We start from the raw sequence: 21,376 nt of genomic DNA, 5'->3' as shown, positions 1-21,376 counted from the left end.
TGCAAAAAATAGATCTAAATCATGTAATGAAACGGCGTGTCACATGATATGCGAAAAACGGATTTTTGATCACGAAAATAGCGTGCCACAGGTGATTTATGTTTATGCTTGGTATTAGTTTTTTTTATGCGAAAGGGCGGGTTGTATAGATCTATAGCAAGTAAACGTTTGCGTAAAATTGCATTAATAATTCTGTTCCATACAAAGCTTGCGATTTGTTAACAGAGATTAAACAAAACGTAGTTGCTATGTGATTTGTTGCACTACATGCTGCTGCAGCGATTGGATAATTTGCGCCGTAACGCCCCAAATTAGGTGCTCTTGGAAGGGAATCGCAAAAACACGATGCTTGATTTGTTTGAAGTTAATAGTGTGGCTGTGTAGCTTGGCTTGGTCTAAAACATAGGTGGCTGGCACCTCAAAAATAGAGGCAACTTCATTCTCATCGATGATGGCTTCATAGTCAGGATCGACCAGAGCAACAATCGGTGTCACAGAAAATTTACTAATAGTACTCAAAGCGGGTAATTGCCCAACAATTTTAACTTGATCCGATCGAATTCCTACCTCTTCATGGAGCTCTCTAAGTGCAGTAAATTGCATAGAAGGGTCTGAGAGTTCGTGTTTACCGCCAGGAAAACTGACTTGGCCAGGATGATGCTTTAAATGAGACGCTCTTTTAGTAAAAATGACATGTAAACCATCTTCTCTTTCAACTAAACCTACCACCACTGCCGCTTTACGTAATTGATCGCCATTGATATGCGAAACACGCTCTACTGACTCTGGGTGATAGCCAACGGTAGGGTTTAGTTGGAATTGTTGAAGGAAGTTTTCTTTATTCATATCAAGCCAATATATTGATTATTATGATTTTAAGTATAGACATAACCGTGGGCTGATTACCAATTTTGAGTGTGTCTTCATTTACTTACTTTTAGTTTAGCGATTAACTAGGCGTAATTAAGGGCCACTTAGTGACTGACATCCTTAAAATGCTGGTTTTTGCTATATTCAATATGTACACATCTGCGAGTAAGCGTTACCCATGTCATAAAATTGGGTTACGAAGCGTAGATTTTGCGTTTAAGAATTTGATAACAATGACTTAGTGAACCATTCTAAAAAGAAATAGAAGAAAAGGTATGAGATGAAAGGAATCATATTCACCGAATTTTTAGAGCTTGTTGAAGACAAGTTTGGGTTAGAGCTTTTGGAAGAAGTTCTAGAGATGTCAGAAGATGAAGGGATCTACACATCTGTCGGAAGTTACGATCACAAAGATCTGGTTAAACTCATCATTAATCTGAGCAAAAAAACCGATATTGATGCGGCAAGCTTGCAACGCGTGTTTGGGCAGTCTGTATTTAAGAACTTACTGGCCTCATTACCGAATAAAGCGAGCCTTGCTCATAGCACGACCACCTTTCAATTTATTCAGCACGTAGAGCGCTACATTCACGTTGAAGTGAAGAAGCTCTATCCAGATGCTGAGCCACCTGAATTCAGTTTTATCACCACGACCGAAGCACAACTTGTTTTTGACTACAAAAGCGCAAGGTGTATGTCTCATGTTTGCTTAGGACTTATAGAAGGATGCGCTGAATACCACGGTGAATCTATCGCGGTGGAGATGACGCCACAAAATGATGACCAAAGCGTGGTTAGGTTTAATCTCAAAGTAGAAAAGTAATATGGATCTGGCATCTGCCCTAGAGAAGAAGCTTAAGCGTCAAATCGCGGCAAGAAAAGCGGCTGAAGGATTGTTGGAACAGAAGAGCCTCGAGCTGTTCAAGGCTAACCAACAACTTGAGCTTGCTTTGCGTCAGTTAGAAAAGCGCTCCAACGCGAATATACGACGCATTGAATTCCAAGAACAAATCGACAACCTGTTGATTGATTTTGGGCGCGCGTTTCTAAGAAATGATCTCGATGATGTCATGCTATCTGAACTAACGACGAACGTGACTAACAGTTACTTAATCGAAGCCAGTCGTTTGATTCTACCTCCCAAGCTCATCCCTCAGTTGCAGACCTATGATTATGGCGATGAGACCGTCGAGGTGTTAGAGCAAGACATTCAAGAACCTCATTGGCAAGACAACCTACTGACCGTGCCCTTAGAGGTTGAAAAAGTCATAGTCGGCGCGTTAATCGTCAGAGTCAGGTTGTTAGACCAAGACTACGAGTTTATACAAAGCCAACTGTTGTTGGTGACCGACCTCATCTGCAGTGCCTTGACTCATCAGCTAGCGATTAACCGAAATATTGAATCACGTAAACGAGCGGAAGAGTCCGAAAGGGCAACGCGTGACTTTGTGGCCATGATTAACCATGAGTTAAGAACTCCGCTTAATGGCTTGTTAGGTAGTGCCGAATTGATCAGTGATACCGAACTCAACAGTTCTCAGCGTGAAATAGTGAACAACCTGAGCCAGTCTGGAGAGTTTCTCAGAACCATCATTAATGATCTATTGGATTACAGCAAAATCAATGCAGGGATGTTGGAGCTTATTCCAAAGAAATTTGCCCTACGTGATTTGAGAAACACGATTGAAAGCATCTTCGTCAATCGAGCAATTGAGAAGCAGCTCGAATTCAATATCAGTGTTGCGTCAAACGTTCCCTCCCATTTTCAAGGCGATTTAGAGCGCATCACTCAACTGTTTGTGAACTTAATCGGTAATGCAATTAAGTTTACTGAAGATGGGCATGTGAATGTTGATATCGAGTGGGACAATAACCAATTTGTTTTCTCTGTAGAAGATACCGGGTTAGGGATTGCTGAATCGGCGCATAAGACGCTGTTTGAACCTTTTACGCAGGCAGATAACTCAAGTAGCCGAAACTATGAGGGCACTGGACTTGGGTTAGCGATTTGTCGCAAACTGGTGGCTCTGATGAATGGTGATATTGGGGTGACCAGTGTCGTTGGTTCAGGCACGACGTTTACCATTTCGATTCCTCTTCAAGTTGTCGATGTTCCGGCTGAGAGTGATAGTGTCGCCAAGGGCTTCGAGTCTGAAGTGGAATTGTCACTACTTAAAGTGCTGGTGGTTGATGATATTAAAATGAACCAGATCATCATCCAACAAATGCTTCGTAAACATGAGATTGAACCGGCTATCGCAAGTAATGGTGTCGAAGGGTTTGAACTCGCGTTAGACAACGAATACGACATTGTATTCATGGATTGCAGAATGCCTGTTATGGACGGGTTTGAAGCAACAGAGAAGCTAAGAGAGAAGGGTTACGTTAAATCTATTGTGGCACTGACCGCCGGAACGACACTTGAAGAACGCGAACGTTGTATTCAGTGTGGAATGGATGATATTTTGAGTAAGCCTTACACCGCCAATGATCTTAAAGAGATGCTTAAGAAATGGGGTGTCTCTGCGGTGAAGGTCGCTTAAACACGTGAATAAAGCGTTGTGAGCAATGCACTGGTTCAAAGACTAAAAAACCGAAGTGACCTTCAGATCCTTCGGTTTCTTCTTATATAGAGCTTTTGCTGAGCGTTAAGCCGCAGAACTCGTCATTAAGTAGCGGAACTCGCAGTTAATGACGCTAGGTTTAGCAATCTTCAAGTACCGGTAGAATTCGACTCAGCTTATCCAGTGTTTCTTGGTATTCAGAAGCACACTCACTATCAAACACTACACCACCGCCAGCCCATGCATAAAGCGTATTATTCTCGGCGACTAATGTACGAATGGTAATGCTGGTGTCCATTCTGCCATTTCGGCTGATGTAGCCAATACTGCCGCAGTACGCTGAACGTCGATGCGGTTCTAACTCTTCAATGATCTGCATCGCGCGAACTTTTGGTGCGCCAGTAATCGACCCTCCAGGGAAAGACGCTCTCAGAAGGTCAGTCGCAGAATATTGCTCATCAAGGTCTGCTCGTATCGTGCTTACCAAGTGGTGCACGGCAGGGAAGCTCTCAATATCGAACAACTTTGGTACATGCACTGTGCCCGGTTTTGCCACTCGGCCAATGTCATTACGAAGTAGGTCGACGATCATCAAGTTTTCCGCCTGATCTTTATCGGCGCTTGCAAGATCTTGCGCGTTAGCATCATCAATCATCGGGTTCTCAGAACGAGGTCGTGTGCCTTTAATTGGCTTGGTTTCAATCACATTGTCTTTGAGTTCTAAGAAACGCTCTGGCGAAACACTGATGATTGCGCAGTCGGCCAAACGGATAAAACCCGAAAAGGGCGCTGAGTTGTACTGCTCTAACTTGTCATAAGCCAGCCATTCACTGCCTTGGTATTGAGCATTGAAGCGCTGAGCTAAGTTGATCTGATAGCAGTCCCCGGATAACAGGTATTCTTGAACGCTATCGAACTTGGTGGCGTAGCTCTCTTCGCTCATATTGGATTTCCACGGTGTGGTTAATCCAAAGGGCGCATGTGTTAGGTGTGATTGACCCATTTTCTGCATCAGCCAATCATGATGTTCATCGATATTGTTACCGACAATACACGCCGTTTTCAGTTGGTGATCAACGATAACAGCCCATTCATACAAGCCAACCGCCATGTCAGGTGCTTCAATATCACGCGTTGCGAGTGATGGAAGTGTCTCGACTCTGCGCCCCAAGTCATAACTGAAATAGCCTAAAGCGCCGCCAACGAATGGCAGCTCAGTGTGCTCTTTAGTCGCAGGCAATAACTGTTGCTGATATTGGTCGAGTAGTTCGAAAGGATCGGAGTCTGAAACCTCCCACGTCTCATTAACATTAACGGTCGTTTTTGCACCGATTGTCTCGAAGGTGGCGATGGGTTGAGCAACTAAAATATCGTATCGACTATCAACGTGGCTTTCTGAAGCGGAGCGTAATAGCATTGCCCACGGCAGGTTTTCAATATGGGAAAACAGCTGTTTAGCTAAAGTTGATTGATATTCAAGCGGCTTGATTTGGATAGAGCGAAATTCGTTGTTATTCATTTGTTTAATTTGTGACAAAGAGTTCGATCACTGCATGGCGTGTGAGAGGAAGCAAGAGTATCATAAATTGAAAATAAAATGGGTTCTTGATTAGAACGGAGTAATCCAAGTGGTTTAGTTTAAAGCTATGCAAGCGATTGCTAAAGCAACTAAATACAGCTCAACACAATAAAAAGCTAAACCACCTAATTCGATTTGGCATAGATAGCCAAACTGTGAACCCACATGGAACCAGAACAATAAAGAGGCATGCAATGACGGTTATTCGTAAGCAAGATGTGATCAGCAGTGTCGCTGACGCACTTCAGTACATTTCTTATTATCACCCCTTAGACTTTGTCCAAGCCCTAGAAAAAGCGTACGAGAAAGAAGAGAGCCAAGCAGCTAAAGATGCTATTGCTCAGATTCTTATCAACTCACGCATGTCTGCGGAAGGCCATCGTCCAATTTGTCAGGATACGGGTATTGTTACTTGTTTCGTGAACATCGGTATGGATGTTAGGTGGGAAACGGATCAAACAGTACAACAGATGGTTGATGAAGGCGTTCGTCAAGCTTACAACAACCCAGATAACCCATTGCGTGCATCTGTCCTAATGGACCCTGCAGGTAAGCGTATTAATACCAAAGACAACACACCAGCGGTTGTCCACATTAATATGGTTCCAGGCAACAAAGTTGAAATTCAAATCGCGGCTAAGGGCGGCGGTTCTGAGAACAAAACCAAGATGGTTATGCTGAACCCTTCTGATGATATTGCAGAATGGGTAGAGAAGACGCTGCCAACAATGGGTGCAGGCTGGTGTCCACCGGGCATGCTAGGTATAGGCATCGGCGGTACGGCTGAAAAAGCAGCGGTACTAGCAAAAGAATCTTTGATGGAACACATCGATATTCAAGAGCTTATCGAAAAAGGCCCAGAGAACGCAGAAGAAGAGCTTCGTTTAGACATCTTCAACCGTGTAAATAAGCTTGGTATTGGTGCACAAGGTCTTGGCGGTCTAACGACTGTGGTTGACGTGAAAATCAAAACTGCACCAACGCACGCAGCATCTAAGCCAGTTTGCCTAATCCCGAACTGTGCAGCAACGCGTCACGTTCACTTCACACTAGACGGCAGCGGCCCAGCAGAGCTAACGCCACCTAAACTAGAAGAGTGGCCAGACATCACTTGGGAAGCGGGCGCAAATACACGCCGTGTTAACCTTGATGAAGTGACTAAAGAAGACGTACAAGAGTGGAAGACCGGAGAAACGGTTCTTCTGTCAGGTAAGATCTTAACCGGTCGTGATGCTGCTCATAAACGTATTCAAGGCATGCTAGAAAGCGGCGAAGGCTTACCAGCTGGCGTTGATTTCAAAGGCAAGTTCATTTACTACGTGGGTCCTGTTGATGCTGTAGGTGATGAAGCGGTAGGTCCTGCAGGTCCAACAACTTCAACACGTATGGATAAGTTCACTGACATGATGCTGAACGAAACTGGCATTATGGGCATGATCGGTAAAGCGGAACGTGGCCCTGCAACGGTTGAATCAATCAAAGAGCACAAAGCGGTTTACCTAATGGCGGTTGGCGGTGCAGCTTATTTAGTCGCGAAAGCAATTAAAAAAGCACGTGTAGTTGCGTTTGAAGATCTCGGTATGGAAGCGATTTACGAGTTTGAAGTTGAAGATATGCCTGTAACGGTAGCGGTTGACTCTAACGGCGTGAACGCACACCAGATCGGCCCTGACACTTGGAAAGTGAAGATTGCTGAAGCTGAGAAAGCGTAATTAACCGACGCCAAAAAATTGTAATTGTCGTTAACTTCAGTGTTTGAATTGCAATTTTTGACAGAAAGTTAAAGACAAAAGTGCAGCATTATCTGCACTTTTGTCATATTATCAATGATATAGTGATAAACACATAGTTTGATATAAGAACATAGGAGAGAGGAATGCCTCGTTTTATTCAGATCCTACAAATTATCTTGGCAGTGGTGATTGGTGCTTTTGTTGGCTACGACCTGATCTTGAAAGGGATCAGTATCTTTGATAATAAATACGTGACGATTACATGTGCGCTTTGGCTAATTGCAGAGATTGCACTGTTTGTTATCTACAAGTTGATTGAAGACGATTAAACGTCGGATATCGTGCAAAAATTCTAAAGCCCCTGATTATGAATGTAGTCAGGGGCTTTTATTCATCTAGCATTAAGAATGGATATTGCATACTCACCACTATTAGCAAAAGAACAAACAAAAGCATACAAACTATCCCAACTGGGAAAGAACATAGGCTTGCCTCTCTATTATCATAACCAGCTAGCCTAACTATCACGGAGTCGTTCAAATGAAACACCTAACTCAAGAAATGAGTGACTTTATAAGCAGAGGAACGGATTCTCATATTCGAGTAGCGGTCACGGGGCTCTCTCGTGCGGGTAAGACAGCATTCATTACTTCGCTGGTTAATCAGCTTCTTCATACGTCTACCCACAAAAATCTACCGCTACTTGCATCAGCGAGAGATGGAAGAATTATTGGCGCAAAGCGCATCCCGCAACACAACATGATGATTCCACGCTTCTCTTATGATGAAGCGATGGAGTCGTTGAATGCACAGCCACCAGAATGGCCAGTGCCAACGCGTGATGTCAGTGAGATTCGTCTAGCCATTAAATATAAGCCTGCGAAGGGCGCGAAAAAGCTACTGAGCAAAAACAGTACGCTTTATCTCGATATTGTCGATTATCCAGGAGAGTGGCTGCTTGATTTGCCGTTACTGGATATGGACTTCGATACCTGGAGCCAATCTCAGTTTGCCGCATTGAAAGGCGACAGAGAAACTTACTCCCAACAGTGGAACGCAATGCGTGGTGATATCGATTTGCTAGCAGAAGCGGACGAAAAGAAACTGGTCGCGATTGCCGATAGCTACACTCAGTACCTTCATACTTGTAAAAGTAACGGACTGCATTGGGTGCAGCCGGGTCGATTTGTATTACCCGGTGAGCTTGAAGGCGCGCCTGTGTTGCAATTCTTTCCGTGTATCGCGCCTGAAGGTAAGTTCTCCAAAACAAGTAACTATGCGGTACTGAAAGCGCGTTATGAAGAGTATCAACAGAAGGTCGTGAAAGCGTTCTACAAGAATCACTTCGCGACGTTCGACAGACAAATCGTGTTGGTGGATTGCTTACAACCACTTAATGCGGGCTATGACTCTTTCATGGATATGCGTGGCGCGTTAGAACAGTTACTTAAGAGCTTTAAGTACGGTCGAAGCAATATCTTAAGACGTTTATTCGCGCCGAAGATCGACAAGATCTTGTTTGCAGCCACCAAGGCTGACCACGTGACACCGGATCAACATCCGAACTTGGTGTCACTGTTACAACAGATGGTGCATCCGGCTTGGCAACAGGCGGCGTTTGAACACATAGATATGAGTTGTATGAGCATCGCGTCTATTCAAGCGACCAGCGCAGGTTATATCTCGTCTGGCTCAGACAATGTTCCGGCGTTGCAAGGTGTGACTTTGGATAATGTCCCTCAAACCATGTATCCGGGAGAGGTGCCGCGTAAGTTGCCCAACAAACAGTATTGGGAAACCAACCAGTTTGATTTCACGAGCTTTAGACCGATGGAGCAACATTCCGATGAACCTTGCCAACATCTAAGAGTCGACAAGGTTTTAGAGTATCTCATTGGCGACAAGTTGAAGTAATTGAGGCAATCAAAATGAGTGAATTAAAAACAAAGCAGGTCTTTAATGAACCGTTGAAGACCTCTTTTGATGAGCAAGACAAGAGCGAAGCTGGCCCGGATTTAGGCGCTCAACAACTGTTCACAGAGCAAGAGAAATTTGTCCCTGTCGCACCGCAAGTGGAAGCCGAACTTGATGGTGAAGCTGAGCAGCAATTGGAACAAGTGATTCGACCGAGCAAAAAGAAGAAGTGGTTTGGAACGGGTTTATTGGTCGCTTTCTCTGGTCTAGTTGGATGGCAGGCAATTGATTCGGTGATTACCGCGATTCAAACGGCTGACTGGCTTGCGTTAGGTTGGGCTGGCTTTATTGCTGCCATTGCTTCATTGGGTTTAGGCGCAATAGGCAAAGAGCTGTGGAAACTGCGCTCACTTAAAGATCACTTTAGTGTGCAAGAGCAGAGTGAAGAGCTACTCCAAAGTCAAAGTGTCGGCAAGGGCAAAGCGTTCTGTGAAAACATCGCCAAGCAAGGCGGCATTATCGCTGAGTCTCCTTCGTACGATAAGTGGCGAAACAGCATTAACCCAGCACACAGTGATGCAGAAGTGTTGGATATGTACGATGCGTTAGTCGTGAGTCAACAAGATAAGGTTGCGACTCAAATCGTCACTAAGTTCTCGACCGAATCGGCGGCTTTGGTCGCGGTGAGTCCATTGGCAGCGGCTGATATGTTGCTGGTGGCTTGGCGAAATTTCACCATGATAGACAAGCTTGCTGATGTGTATGGCATTGAGCTTGGCTACTGGTCTCGTATTAAGCTATTTAAACTGGTGTTAATCAACATGGCAGCTGCGGGTGCCAGTGAACTTGCGATAGACGCGAGTATGGACCTCGTCTCGATGGATCTTGCAGGCAAGGTTTCAGCTCGAGCAGGGCAGGGGCTCGGTGTCGGTATTCTCACTGCGAGACTGGGTTTAAAAGCCATGACATTGCTGCGTCCTATGCCTTGGCATAATGAGCGAAAAGTAAAAATATCAGATCTTCGCAAAGCCGTCCTTTCTGAAATAAAGCGTATCACTCTCAAATAAGGCATTTGAAGCTCAATAGTTTGAGAAGAAGAGTAAACATATGTTTACTCTTCTTCTTGACTGAACTCAGAGCTTAATCCACACTACTGTCAACTTATCCTGACACCTATAATAGGACTATTTGTGCGTCTTGAAGTATTGTGTGAAGACAGACTCGGCTTAACGCGTGAGTTGCTCGATATCTTGGCCTCAAAAAGCATTGATTTAAGAGGAATCGAAATTGATGTTAAAGGCATTATTTACCTAAACTGCCCTGATATCGATTTTGATGCTTTTAGTGAACTTATGGCTGAAATTCGCCGAATTTCAGGTGTGAAGGATGTACGTAAAATCCAATTTATGCCAAGCGAAAGGCATAACACAGAGCTGATTGCTCTGCTGGCAAACCTACCTGATCCTGTGATTGCGATTGACCTTAAAGGCTCAGTCGATATGGCTAACCACGCTGCATTGAACCTCTTCAACAAACAAGAAGATGAAGTCATCGGTGAACCGCTAGCGACGTTTGTTCCTAGCTTTAACTTTGCTCGCTGGATCGAAGGCGATGTAACGCGTCATCGTGAAGTTGTCGTGTTGGATGGTTTAGATTTCTCTATTGAGATCCTGCCGATTTACCTTGGTGGTGATGTCAACGAAGCGGTACTGGCAAGCGCAGTAATGACGATTCGTTCTTGTAATCAAGAGATGAACTCGCCAGATTCAATCCCAGAACAGAACAACCTAGGTTTCGAACACTTTGTTGGTGTCTCTAATCGCCATAAAGCCTTGATCAGCCAAGCTAAGAAATTGGCTATGCTGGATCAGCCTCTATTAATTGAAGGCGATACGGGTACGGGTAAAGAGATGCTAGCAAAAGCGTGTCATAACCGTTCAAATCGTTCTTCTTTCCCATTCTTGATTCTAAGCTGTGCATCGATGCCTGATGACGTAGCGGAAACGGAATTGTTTGGTCATGCGCCGGGTTCATTCAACCATGAGCAAGGTCATAAAGGCATTTTCGAGCAAGCGAATGGCGGTACGGTATTTTTAGATGAAATTGGCGAGATGAGCCCGCATCTACAAATCAAACTGCTGCGTTTCCTACAAGATGGTTCATTCCGTCGTGTTGGTGAAGAAGAAGAGATGCACGCGGATGTTCGTATTATCGCATCAACGCGCCATCGTCTTTCTGAATTAGCCGACTCGGGTTCGTTCCGTGAAGACTTGTTCTACCGCTTGAATGTACTGACTCTGTCTATTCCAGCATTGCGTGAACGCTCAAACGACGTAGCGCCGCTGTTGGAACTGTTCGTTGCGAAATACGCGCAGCAGTTAGGTATGTTGAAACCAAAACTGACTCAAGAGTTAGTCGACCAGCTTGGCAATTACCAATGGCCGGGCAATATTCGTCAGTTAGACAACATGGTTCTACGCGCACTAACAGAGTTGGATTCAGACACACTAACGGTTGAGCAATTCCATTTGCCACAGCTTGAAACAATGACGGCTGGAATGGCGAACCTGAGCTTAGATGGCTCGCTCGATGAAATAATGAAAGACTATGAATCTCAGATTCTAGAGAAGCTTTATCAGTCTTTCCCATCAAGCCGTAAGCTAGCAAAACGTTTGAATGTATCTCATACCTCAATTGCGAATAAGCTTCGTGATTACGGTATCAGAAAGAACTGATCGAATAAGAACAAGATTATGGAAGATTTGAGTACACCAGAGCGCATTTATAAGCATGATGGTAATCTGATTCTACGCACGGCTGAAATCGATGACGCTGGCATGATCAGCGAGTACTTTCAGGTTAACAGAGAGTACCTGAAACCTTGGGAGCCGATTCGCGAAGACGCGTTCTTTGATAGAGCGAGTTGGGCGCAGCGACTGATCAAGTTAAACGAGCTTCATAAAATGGGGCTAGGCTATTACTGTTTACTGATTAACGCTGACTCTAATGAAATGTTAGGCACCATATCGTTCAGTAATTTGTCGCGTTTCCCGTTCTACGCTTGTAATGTCGGTTACTCATTGGCGCAAAGTGCACAGGGGCACGGTTACATGCGCAGAGGCTTGAGCATGGCCAAAGACTACATGTTTGATGTGCAGAACATGCACCGCTTAATGGCGGGTTACATGCCCCACAACGAACGTAGCGCTGGTGTATTAGAACATCTTGGTTTTGTCCGAGAAGGTTTTGCTAAAGACTACCTACAGATCAACGGTAAATGGGAAGACCATATACTGACCGCATTAGTTAACCCAAACTGGGAAGATAGACGCGCTGTATAGAGACCAATAGTCATTAGGCGTAAGTATCAATTAAGCGTAAATACAGATTTAGAGGCAGTGACGACATAGATAAAATGAAACCGTCACTGCATCAAAAAGAACAGATAGGCATGGTAAATCCATCAGCCTGAGAAGATATTTGAGGAATTTTGATGTCATACACAACTTTGGACGAATACCAAAGAAAATGGATTTTCACCCACCAGTCAATGCCGCTGCCGGCAGAGGACTTGGAAAAGATTAAGCCAATGACACAGGCGAGAGCATCTCAGTTCTGGAAAGAGAACGTGAGCCCTCAAAGTCCAGACGCAGAACGACTGAGCTCGCAAGACTGGCCAAGCAAGGCATCGAACTGGAATGAAGAGATCAGCTGGATGGCGCATTGGGAAGCGGATGAGCCTGAAATGCCAGAAGAGATTCTTAACTTTATTGATTGGCAAGATGACGTAACTGTTTATTTTTGTTACGAAAAGTACAATGTTCTTGAAACCAAATGGGCGATTTTCAAGAAGCATTGGAAGAACTTCTTGTTCTACGATGATGGCCCGATTTTAATTGGTCGCCGTCGTTCAGAAGCCCTTTGGTTTGCTACCAATGGCAAGGTAAAAATCGGTAACCGTGCTTAACCTCGGTGTGATTTAATCGAGCAGGTGTTGGTGATTCGAACAGCAGATAGATAAACAAAAAGCGAGCATTGAGCTCGCTTTTTTTGTGCCTGATGATCTTCGAAGATCATGGAAAAGTACCCACTATTTGAGCGCTGACAAAGGTGACCATTTTCATTCGTTCAATGCGGGTAAATTACGAAATTGAGATCGCTATCTCATTGGGTTAGTTGAAGTTTTATGGGGTTGAGCTATCTTTATATTACTGCCTTAGTGGAGGTGAAGTATTATGATTTGGGATACTCTCGAACGTGTAAATAAACTTCGCAAGGAAGCAATGGAGGATCCAGAGTTTTTGGATTCAGCAAAAATGCATGAGGAATGGCTTTTAAGCGAAACTCATAATCAATCAAACAAAGGAGCAAAAGAGAAAAAACCGAAAAAACTATCTGACATTTATGAAAATACGGATTTTCCTATCAACCCAACTGGAACCAAACATTAACAATGATGAACTGCAACACGGCTAAGGCTCTTAACCAAAAAGCTATAAGTCGATTACACATACCAGCCTTAAGCCACCAATAAAAAAGCCACTTTCAACGAATCGAAAGTGGCTTTTTCTTTTCTTGCTAGCTTCTTTACCATTAGCAACGAAAGCTAATCGTTTTCAAACCTAGTTATTGATTAGGCTTAATCCGCTTGGTAACGCATCACCAAACACACGCTTAGATTCACTCTCAGAAAGCTCAGTCACTTCACTCACTAGTGTTAACCATGAGTCAGGTACCTTGCTTTGCTTAAGCTTCTCAATCACTTGATTGCGATAGTCGTCAGAGATATCAAACTGACGGTCACCGGTTTTTCGACAGATCATCACCGCTGCAAAGGCGATCATCTGCTCTTTATGCCAGTTCTGCTCAAGTAGTTTCGGCAACCATTGTTCAGCTTGTTCTCTAGGAATCACGCTGTGTTGGCTACCATACAAAGGTGTTCTTGAAGCCAATCGGCCTAGCGCCCACCAGTGCGCTTGCTCAAACTGATTATGGTTAATCGCTTTGCTTAAGAACCAACTTGCCAGCAGTACTTTGTCTTCAACCTCAAGTTGCTCAAGTGACGCCGCTAAACGAACCATGGCTTCATAACCATTGTCTTGCGCATCTTTGGCTGTCTTAGGGTTCTTCATTGCACCTGGGTGAAGGTACTTAGCGATGTCCGACAAGATACTCTCTTGCTGCTCTTGGTTAAGTCCGCCAGCGACACGACGCCAGAATACCCACCAGTCTGTCCAGCCTTGGTGGTTTTTAAACTGAATGTTCTGTTGGTAAAGGCCCCAAATCTGTTCGATACGCCATGAGTCCGTTGGATCGCCAAAGCCAGGACGTAGCGAGTATCCTGCCAAACGTAGCCAGTTCTTCTCGTGTGCCTCTGAGCGGCGACGACGTTTACGACCTAATGAGAACGTATCAAACAGATGACGAAGGGTCGTGAAGTCCCATTCATCGCGTTTACCTAGTCGCTTCTCAAGATCTTTCGATAGCGTTTTGATCTCTTTCGATTCAGCACTCTTCTTGTTGCCGCTGTAGAGGCGAGAAATCAATTCCTTACACTCTTCCAATCTTGGGTGAAGCGCGGAGGTATCAGATTCATCGCCTTGCTTGTTTCTTACTTCAAACTCAAGCAACCAACGTTTAGAGTCATCTTCTGTACTCACACACTCCATTTTCAGTGTGCCGACTTCGGTTAACTGACAAGCGAGCAGCACTTCAACACGCTCTTTTTGGTTGGCTTGAAGTTCTGCAGTACCTGAACCTTCCAACGTAGAAATATACGGTGGAAGAGGGGAGAACAAGTCGGCATCCACATTGACCATCACGCCGTTTTGAATAGCGGTGTCATGAGCAATTTGATCGTGTGTTGAAGTCAGTAGATTAAATCGTACTGGCTCTCCTAAAGTCAGCGAGAAACGACGGCTGTTTAAGCGTATCTCTTGTCCTTCCTCAGTACCTTTGGCAAGCAGACAAAGCGCTTTACCCATCTTGTTCTTCTCTTGTAGATGCAAGAAGTAAGAACGAGCGGCACCACCACCGATTTTCAGTTGTGCACCACGGCGGGCTTTACCAAAGGCAACCGCGCCAAGGGCAACAGACCAATCTGGATGAGGGTTATCAAGCACTGTGATTGGAGAGCCGTTCCAGTTGCCCAGTAGCTGTGTGATTCGTTCAGTGACCAATTCACTGTTAAACACACCACCATTTAGCAGCACGCCAACTGGAATTGCAGGTTTGGTGTCATCGAACTCAATAGAGTCTGAGTTTTCTAATGCGGCTTTAGATACTTGTTGGTGTGTTGCTAGGAATTCTGCAACGTGTTTACTCACCGCAGGGTCAGCCACGTAAGGCAGACCAAACTCAACCACCGCACTGCGGCGTTTGTCAGGCACTTCTGTAAATTCAGAAAGCGGGAAGAAACCTTCCAATGCGATTTGATGAACTTCTTGTTTGGTTAAACCAATACTTTTAGTACCGCCAAGTAGCTTTGAACCGCTGCCCAGCATGGTGATCTTCACATCATCGGGTGCATTGGCAGAAAGTAGGCTCTCTTTTGCGGCGCGAGTTTGCTGAATCAGTTTGGTTAGGCTAGAAGCATTCAGCTTTTTGTTTTGATTGAAGCGTTGCTCAGCAAGGTGAGCAAGTGCTAAATCGAGGTTATCACCACCAAGCATCAAGTGTTCACCAACGCCAATACGGTCGAGTGCGAGCTCGTTATTACCGTCGTTGTTCGCATCGAATTTGGCTTCAATTAAGCTTAAATCGGTGGTACCACCGCCAACATCACACACTAGAATCAGCGGGATCTGTTGAAGTTCATCTGCTGCGGTTTGTTGGTGACGAGCATACCAGTCATAACAAACGGCTTGCGGCTCTTCGAGTAACAGAATCTTACCTAAGCCCGCCAGTTCTGCGGCTTCGAGTGTCAGCTTACGCGCTGTCTCATCGAAGGAAGCAGGAACGGTAACCACAACATCTTGATCTTCAAGCTTGTTGCTCGGGTTACGGTAGTTCCATGCTTGGCGAATGTGGTTGAGGTAGCTTGCACTCGCCACAACTGGCGAGACTTTATCGACATCAGCTGCGCCAGCCCAAGGCAGAATGTCGGAGTTACGATCAACCGCTTGGTGTGATAGCCAACTCTTAGCACTCGATACTTGGCGGCCTTCAACCTTAGCGCCTAATTCACGCGCCCATTCACCGACGATAACGTTGTTAATATCGCCTTCAACGGGGCTTGGTTCCCACGGCATTGTCAGGTCAGAAGGGGAGATTTGACCTTGTGCTGGGTGGTAACGAAAGGATGGAAGTAGGGGCTTGCGAACCACTTCACCTGGGCCGATGAGTTGGTCAATATCGAAAAGAGAAACGGGAGCATGTTGTAGGTCGTCGTTGATTTCACAGTAAGCGACAACCGTATTGGTTGTGCCTAAGTCAATGCCGACTAAAAAACGAGGAGTTGCCATACAAAACCTTATTCTTCCAGAGTGATGACCAGTTTTTTGATAGCTTTGGTCTTATTGTTGTTATTCGTAAACGTCATTCCTGAGAAACAGGCAGGACTAGATTGACAAATGCATTGATAAAGTAACGGCACCCGCTAAGGTGCCGTTGATTCATTATGCTTGTTCGTTTGAGTCGTTATTCGAGTCTTCACGAACGTCGAACTCAACGTGCCATTTCTGACCGTTGTCAGTAGCAATCGCTTCTAGGTATAAGGTACCTAGCTCAGTAACGCGAGAAGCCAAAGTCACTGGAACCACTTCACCTTCGCGACGGCCTTCAGATACAGGCAGTGTCACTTGGATTTCAGGAAGCTCATCAAGCTCTTCAGGCGCCCAATGATCAAGGTGCGTACCCGCTTCATCTTCACGACGAATGGTTGAACCGAAGAACTGGAAGTGTACTGGCTGACCAATCACTAGACCGAACTCTTGACTAGGTACTTGTACGCTTGAGCCTTCTTCCATACCAAATGGTGCAACACACAGTGCTTCCATTGGAGGAGCCATACCTGGGATTGCTGGCATCGCGCTTTCAATTCCTACGTAGTAAGAAGAAGCGATACCGCCACGGATACGAACGCCTTGGCCACGACGAACTGCGCCGTAGTATGAAGCGCCGCTTGCAACCGCTAGGTCTAAATCTAAACCTGAAAGTTGTTTTGCGAACTCTTCGTCAGCATTGATCAGCCATTCGTTGATCGTATCTGAAAGACGATCTGCAAGTAGGTTCGATTTTAGAACACCACCATTGAACAGGATTGCTGTTGGTTTGATGAAGTCTGCCGCTGGCGCTTCTGACCCTTGCGCTTCTGCACCTGGCATACCGGGCATGTTTGCAAACGGGTTGAAATCTTGCTGAGCCGTTTCGCTATTTCCAGAAAGCGCGTTCGCTTGCTTAGAAAGGAATGCGGCAATGTGACGAGTAATACCTGCGTCTTGAGCGTAAGGCAGACCCATTTGAGTCAGTGCACCACGCGTTTTTTGTACTGGGTGCTCAGTCACAGCCACTTTCGGGAAGAAGCCATCAACCAATGTTTGTTGTACTTCTTGCTGAGTCAGTTCTGTTTTCAGTGTTGCGCCAAGTAGTTTAGAACCACGGCTTGGAACAACGATAGGCACAGATTGCAGTTCAGCATCGTTTAGTAGTGCTTCTTTCGCATCACGACATGCGTGAGTCATAGCTTGAACCTGCCAAGGAGCCAGTTCTTTGCCTTCTTGTGCCAGTTTCATTTTCAGGCGGTAAGCCAGTGCTAAGTCCATGTTGTCGCCGCCAAGTAGGATATGTTCACCTACTGCGATACGGTTCAGGCTTAAGTTGCCGTCATCTTGTGTTACTTCAACTAACGAAAGGTCGGTTGTACCACCACCGATATCGACAACAAGAACGATGTCACCAACGTTTACTTCATCACGCCATGTGTCGTTGCTGTTATCAATCCAGCTGTAAAGAGCCGCTTGTGGCTCTTCAAGAAGCGTTAGGTGAGTGAAACCAACATTACGTGCAGCTTCTGCTGTTAGGTCACGAGCCGCAGGATCAAACGAAGCAGGCACCGTGATCGTTACATCTTGGTCTGCCAGTTTGTGTTCTGGGTTTGCGTGGTTCCATGCGTCTTTAAGATGCTCAAGGTACAATTCAGTTGTCTTAAGCGGAGATACTTTTTCAACTTCTTCAGGGCTGCCTGCAGGAAGGAAAGCATCGCGACGGTTAACACCACCGTGGCACAACCAAGATTTTGCACTTGCTACCAAACGGATAGGGGTTTTAGAACCAAGGTTACGAGCAATTGCACCCACTAGCGCTTTTGGCTCTGAAGACCAAGGAAGAACGCGAGAGCCCGCATTCATTTCATGTTCGTGTGGTTGGTATAGGAACGAGCCAAGTTGGCTGCGAGTTTCTACTGTACCAGGAGCCGTAAGCTGAGGGATTGGCATCACCTCAACGCGTGCACCTTCATTGGTTGTATCGATGAAAGACAAAACGCAGTGTGTGGTACCTAAATCGATACCAACACTGAACTTAGGTGCTTGTTGCTCTTGTGAATGCTCTTGAGCTGAATGACTTTGGTGTTCCATTATAGCTCCACCTCTGCCGGTGCAATTACAGATGCATCGTAGTTTTCAGCAAGCTTAGGCAGATTCATGTCAGTTGCTTTCCAGCCTTTGTGAACCAGTGTGCCGTTGAATGGCGCATTGCCTGTTACGTTGCCTGTTAGGCGAATTTCTTGAGGGTTGAAACCTTCAGCGATAGTGATACGTGTTTCTTCATCTTCGCTGCGGATATGAGAAAGCGTTACGTAGTCTGCTAATACTTTTTGACCGCCAGTGTGAATAACACGAGCTGCTGCGCCAACTTCTTCATCAGAGAATGACGTTAGGTCTTCTTTTAGGAAGTCAATTAAACGCGCTTCTTGCTGCATGATAGACAGTAGCTGCATCGCTGAATCAGTTGGGGCTGTTGCCAGCTTAGATTCAACTTCTACTACTTTTTCGATAACACGTTCAACTTCAACAACTTTTTCTACTTCGACAATTTTTTCAACTGGCTTTTCAACTTCAACGATCTTCTCTACTGGTTTTTCTACGACTTTCTCAACCACTTTGGTTTTACGAGAAACGGCAATTAGCAGTAGTAAAACGCTTGATGCAGTTAGGCCTGCGTGAAGTATATCAAACGTTTGTGGGATTAGGTTCAAATCAACGATCATAGTGATTTCTCTTTAAAATTGATTTAACGGTATATTCGTCGGTTCAAAGGAATATACAGGTTGGAAAGAAACTCATTGGCATTAAGCCGAAACGGTCACTTTCAAGCTATAAATATGGATGGATACTAGCATATTCAAGGCTTAAGAGTGGTATTTAATGTTTTTAATCACGTGGGTTTTTGGTGTGTTAGCTTGAAATTTAGTCGAGATTCGTTCGAATATTGGTCGTCGATGTAAGGGCGAGGTAAACAATGCCCATTTTATGTCATTTTTAAAACCAAACTTAAATGGAGCATCATTCCCTTCCGTTATATACTTTTAACTCATTAGAGCCTATTTGGAAGCCACATGCCGCACACTACTGACCCACTAACAGGGTTGAAGAGACGAACTCTCCCATTGGTCGTATTTTTGGTCAGTTTTTTGATTACAGTGTTGTGTTTTATGTTAGTCGCGTTAAACCAAAACCGCGCGCTAAATATGAACTTGGATAGCTTTGCTACTCACCAGACACTAAGTTTGGAAGCGTTTATCGCTAATGACGTGGCTTACATTGGCTCCGGTGCTAATTTTTTCTACGCAAATGATCCTGAAAACTGGGATAAGTTTGATCGTTTTGCTCAGCAAACCATTAACGACTCAAAGAGCCTGATTGGTTTGCAGTGGATGCAAAAAGTGCCGGCAGACGAGATTGCCGAGCATACCGCTAAGATGAAAGAAAAATACCCGTCTTACGAACTGTTCACGATTCCAAAACATGAAGCAAAAACCTTTGGTTACATCTTAGATGGCGAGCCGGCGTTCATTGCTAGTGACCTGTATCCCAATACACAAGCAAACGACAACGTTCTTGGTTTTTACTCTTCTCGAGAGCGCTTCAAGCTGGTTTTAGATAACATCAGACAGACGCGTAAAGCGAATATTTCAGACAAAGTTCGCTTGCTTCAAGACGGCTTAGATCAAGACACACCAAAGACAGGTATGCTGGTTTATCACCCTGTATTTGAGGGTGAAAGCGACAACCTGCTCGGTGTTGTGATTGGTGTGGTTCGCACGACTTATTACTTTGAAAATCTACTGGCTTCGGCAGTGGGCGACATGGATGTCTATATCCGTGTTACCGATACGGGCTTCGAAGCAGAAGACTCTCCAATTTTGTTTGAAACCGAGGGTTATGAAGCCGTTTCTGGCCACCACATAACAAAGACGATTGAATTGACTAACCGTGATTGGAAGGTCGATTACAAAATAGATTCATGCATCTCTTTCTATGGCTATTTGGTGTTAACCGGAATTGTTTTGGTGGGGACAACCATCTCATTGTTGTTGGCGTATATCGTTAACATGCAAATTCGAGAGAAAGAGCGTTTGTATCAAATGCTTGATAAAAGAACGGAAGAGCTTCGTTTTCTAGCCAACCATGACAGTCTTACGGAAGTTTATAACCGACGTGCTTTTAATAAGATGTTAGATAAAGCGATACAGCGAAATGAACCCTTTAGTCTTATTGGATTTGACGTCGATAAGTTCAAAGGCATTAACGATCAATTCGGTCACCCTGCAGGGGATGCTTTACTCATTCATGTCATTAAGCTGATTTCAGTTAGCCTGAAAGAGGGTGACAACCTGTTTCGTATAGGTGGAGATGAGTTCTGTATCATTTCTAGTATTACAAACCATGAAGCGCTAGACAGATATCTACAATGCATTCTAAGTACAGTGAGTCACTCTCATTGTGAGCATAAAGGTCGACAGCTCAGTTGTACTTTGAGTATTGGTGCTGCCATTCGTGCCAACGAAAACACGGAAGAGATTCTGCAAAAAACAGACAGCATGCTCTATCAAAGTAAGTCGAATGGCCGAAATCGAGTGACAATTGCAGGCTAAATGAGCACTTGATACAACTAGGGTCGAGTTCTTTATTGGGCTCATGTACAATTTCACGAAATTTTTGACGAGAGAATTAGGCGACGTATGAATCACAATCGAGTGGTGTGTTTCGATTTGGAAATGTGCTGTTGGAGCGAAGACGGTGTGGGAACAACAGGGGAGATCATTGAAGTTGGTCTTGCTGAGATTGATCTAGCATCCGGCACTATCGTGAAGCGAGCACAATACTACGTTAAGCCAGAGAAAGACGAAGTCTCTCTATTCTGTGCCGAGTTAACGGGCATTACACCTCGTAAAATCGAAAAGCAGGGTCGCCCATTAGAGTCTGTCATCAAGTCGATGATTAAGAACTTCGGCGGTCCAAAAAAAATCTATGCAGCGTGGGGACGTGACGACCTCATCTTACACAAAGAGTGTATTGAAAAAGGCATCGAGCCTCCGTTCAGCGAGTTCTTGAATATCGCCACGCTTTATCGAGTTCAGAATCGATTGAAAGACAAACGTATTGGTCACCGCGCCGCACAAGAAGCGAAAAACATTGAGTGGGAAGGTCGTCAGCACTCGGGTTATGTCGATGCTTATAACTTGGCTAAGCTAACGTTGACGATGCTGTAGTCGT

Annotated in this window: 17 protein-coding genes; 12 read left to right on the top strand and 5 right to left on the bottom strand. The window is 44.9% G+C overall.

All coding sequences use genetic code 11. The features are described from left to right. Positions 1–246 precede the first annotated feature (246 nt). Positions 247–846 carry a CoA pyrophosphatase gene (locus MSG36_RS12785; RefSeq protein ID WP_248368195.1) on the bottom strand — a complete coding sequence of 200 codons (600 nt, stop codon included), beginning with the start codon at positions 844–846 and terminating at the stop codon, positions 247–249. 304 nt (positions 847–1,150) lie between these two features. On the opposite strand from MSG36_RS12785, the gene MSG36_RS12780 reads away from it, so the two are divergent. Next, on the top strand, positions 1,151–1,693 hold the full coding sequence (locus tag MSG36_RS12780; protein ID WP_248368193.1) for a heme NO-binding domain-containing protein: 543 nt from the start codon (positions 1,151–1,153) through the stop codon (positions 1,691–1,693). A 1-nt stretch (position 1,694) separates the two neighbouring features. Then, positions 1,695–3,413, top strand: coding sequence for an ATP-binding protein (locus tag MSG36_RS12775; RefSeq protein ID WP_248368191.1), 1,719 nt, complete (start codon positions 1,695–1,697; stop codon positions 3,411–3,413). A gap of 160 nt (positions 3,414–3,573) precedes the next feature. Here the strand turns inward: MSG36_RS12775 and pabB are convergent, their stop codons facing one another. Then, a complete protein-coding gene (pabB, locus tag MSG36_RS12770; protein ID WP_248368188.1) occupies positions 3,574–4,953 on the bottom strand; it encodes an aminodeoxychorismate synthase component I in 1,380 nt (459 codons plus the stop codon). Between the two features lie 254 nt (positions 4,954–5,207). Between pabB and MSG36_RS12765 the strand changes: the two genes are divergently transcribed. From MSG36_RS12765 to MSG36_RS12730, 8 genes are all read left to right on the top strand, one after another. Further along, positions 5,208–6,725, top strand: a complete 1,518-nt coding sequence (locus MSG36_RS12765; RefSeq protein WP_017068776.1) for a fumarate hydratase — start codon at positions 5,208–5,210, stop codon at positions 6,723–6,725. Positions 6,726–6,889: 164 nt separating this feature from the next. Next, positions 6,890–7,075, top strand: a complete 186-nt coding sequence (locus tag MSG36_RS12760) for a hypothetical protein (RefSeq protein WP_004734731.1) — start codon at positions 6,890–6,892, stop codon at positions 7,073–7,075. A 211-nt stretch (positions 7,076–7,286) separates the two neighbouring features. After that, positions 7,287–8,660 carry a YcjX family protein gene (locus tag MSG36_RS12755; RefSeq protein ID WP_017067718.1) on the top strand — a complete coding sequence of 458 codons (1,374 nt, stop codon included), beginning with the start codon at positions 7,287–7,289 and terminating at the stop codon, positions 8,658–8,660. 14 nt (positions 8,661–8,674) lie between these two features. After that, positions 8,675–9,727, top strand: a complete 1,053-nt coding sequence (locus MSG36_RS12750) for a TIGR01620 family protein (protein ID WP_248368185.1) — start codon at positions 8,675–8,677, stop codon at positions 9,725–9,727. A gap of 123 nt (positions 9,728–9,850) precedes the next feature. Next, entirely contained in the window at positions 9,851–11,395 is a 1,545-nt protein-coding gene (gene tyrR, locus MSG36_RS12745) for a transcriptional regulator TyrR (protein ID WP_048611644.1), read from the top strand. Positions 11,396–11,413: 18 nt separating this feature from the next. Beyond that, entirely contained in the window at positions 11,414–12,001 is a 588-nt protein-coding gene (gene rimJ, locus MSG36_RS12740) for a ribosomal protein S5-alanine N-acetyltransferase (protein WP_017060432.1), read from the top strand. A 152-nt stretch (positions 12,002–12,153) separates the two neighbouring features. Then, a complete protein-coding gene (locus tag MSG36_RS12735) occupies positions 12,154–12,627 on the top strand; it encodes a DUF2947 domain-containing protein (protein ID WP_017060433.1) in 474 nt (157 codons plus the stop codon). Positions 12,628–12,895: 268 nt separating this feature from the next. Continuing rightward, positions 12,896–13,111, top strand: coding sequence for a hypothetical protein (locus MSG36_RS12730; protein WP_012604204.1), 216 nt, complete (start codon positions 12,896–12,898; stop codon positions 13,109–13,111). 171 nt (positions 13,112–13,282) lie between these two features. Here MSG36_RS12730 and MSG36_RS12725 read toward each other — a convergent pair whose 3' ends face one another. From MSG36_RS12725 to MSG36_RS12715, 3 genes are all read right to left on the bottom strand, one after another. Further along, positions 13,283–16,123 carry an Hsp70 family protein gene (locus MSG36_RS12725; protein ID WP_248368183.1) on the bottom strand — a complete coding sequence of 947 codons (2,841 nt, stop codon included), beginning with the start codon at positions 16,121–16,123 and terminating at the stop codon, positions 13,283–13,285. Between the two features lie 153 nt (positions 16,124–16,276). Then, positions 16,277–18,235 carry an Hsp70 family protein gene (locus MSG36_RS12720; protein ID WP_248368180.1) on the bottom strand — a complete coding sequence of 653 codons (1,959 nt, stop codon included), beginning with the start codon at positions 18,233–18,235 and terminating at the stop codon, positions 16,277–16,279. Next, entirely contained in the window at positions 18,235–18,867 is a 633-nt protein-coding gene (locus MSG36_RS12715; protein WP_248368178.1) for a DUF2760 domain-containing protein, read from the bottom strand. Before MSG36_RS12715 ends, MSG36_RS12720 begins: the two co-directional genes overlap by 1 nt. Positions 18,868–19,215: 348 nt before the next feature. Between MSG36_RS12715 and MSG36_RS12710 the strand changes: the two genes are divergently transcribed. Next, entirely contained in the window at positions 19,216–20,754 is a 1,539-nt protein-coding gene (locus MSG36_RS12710; protein WP_193842229.1) for a sensor domain-containing diguanylate cyclase, read from the top strand. Between the two features lie 87 nt (positions 20,755–20,841). Beyond that, positions 20,842–21,372, top strand: coding sequence for a 3'-5' exonuclease (locus MSG36_RS12705; RefSeq protein ID WP_017068784.1), 531 nt, complete (start codon positions 20,842–20,844; stop codon positions 21,370–21,372). The last annotated feature ends 4 nt before the right edge of the window (positions 21,373–21,376 follow it).

Origin of the sequence: Vibrio sp. 1CM8B (genome assembly GCF_023161685.1) — a bacterium.
GTDB classification, from domain to species: domain Bacteria; phylum Pseudomonadota; class Gammaproteobacteria; order Enterobacterales; family Vibrionaceae; genus Vibrio; species Vibrio coralliirubri.
The sequence above is the reverse complement of the archived record's forward strand: the minus strand, read 5'-3'. Positions and strand labels throughout refer to the sequence as shown.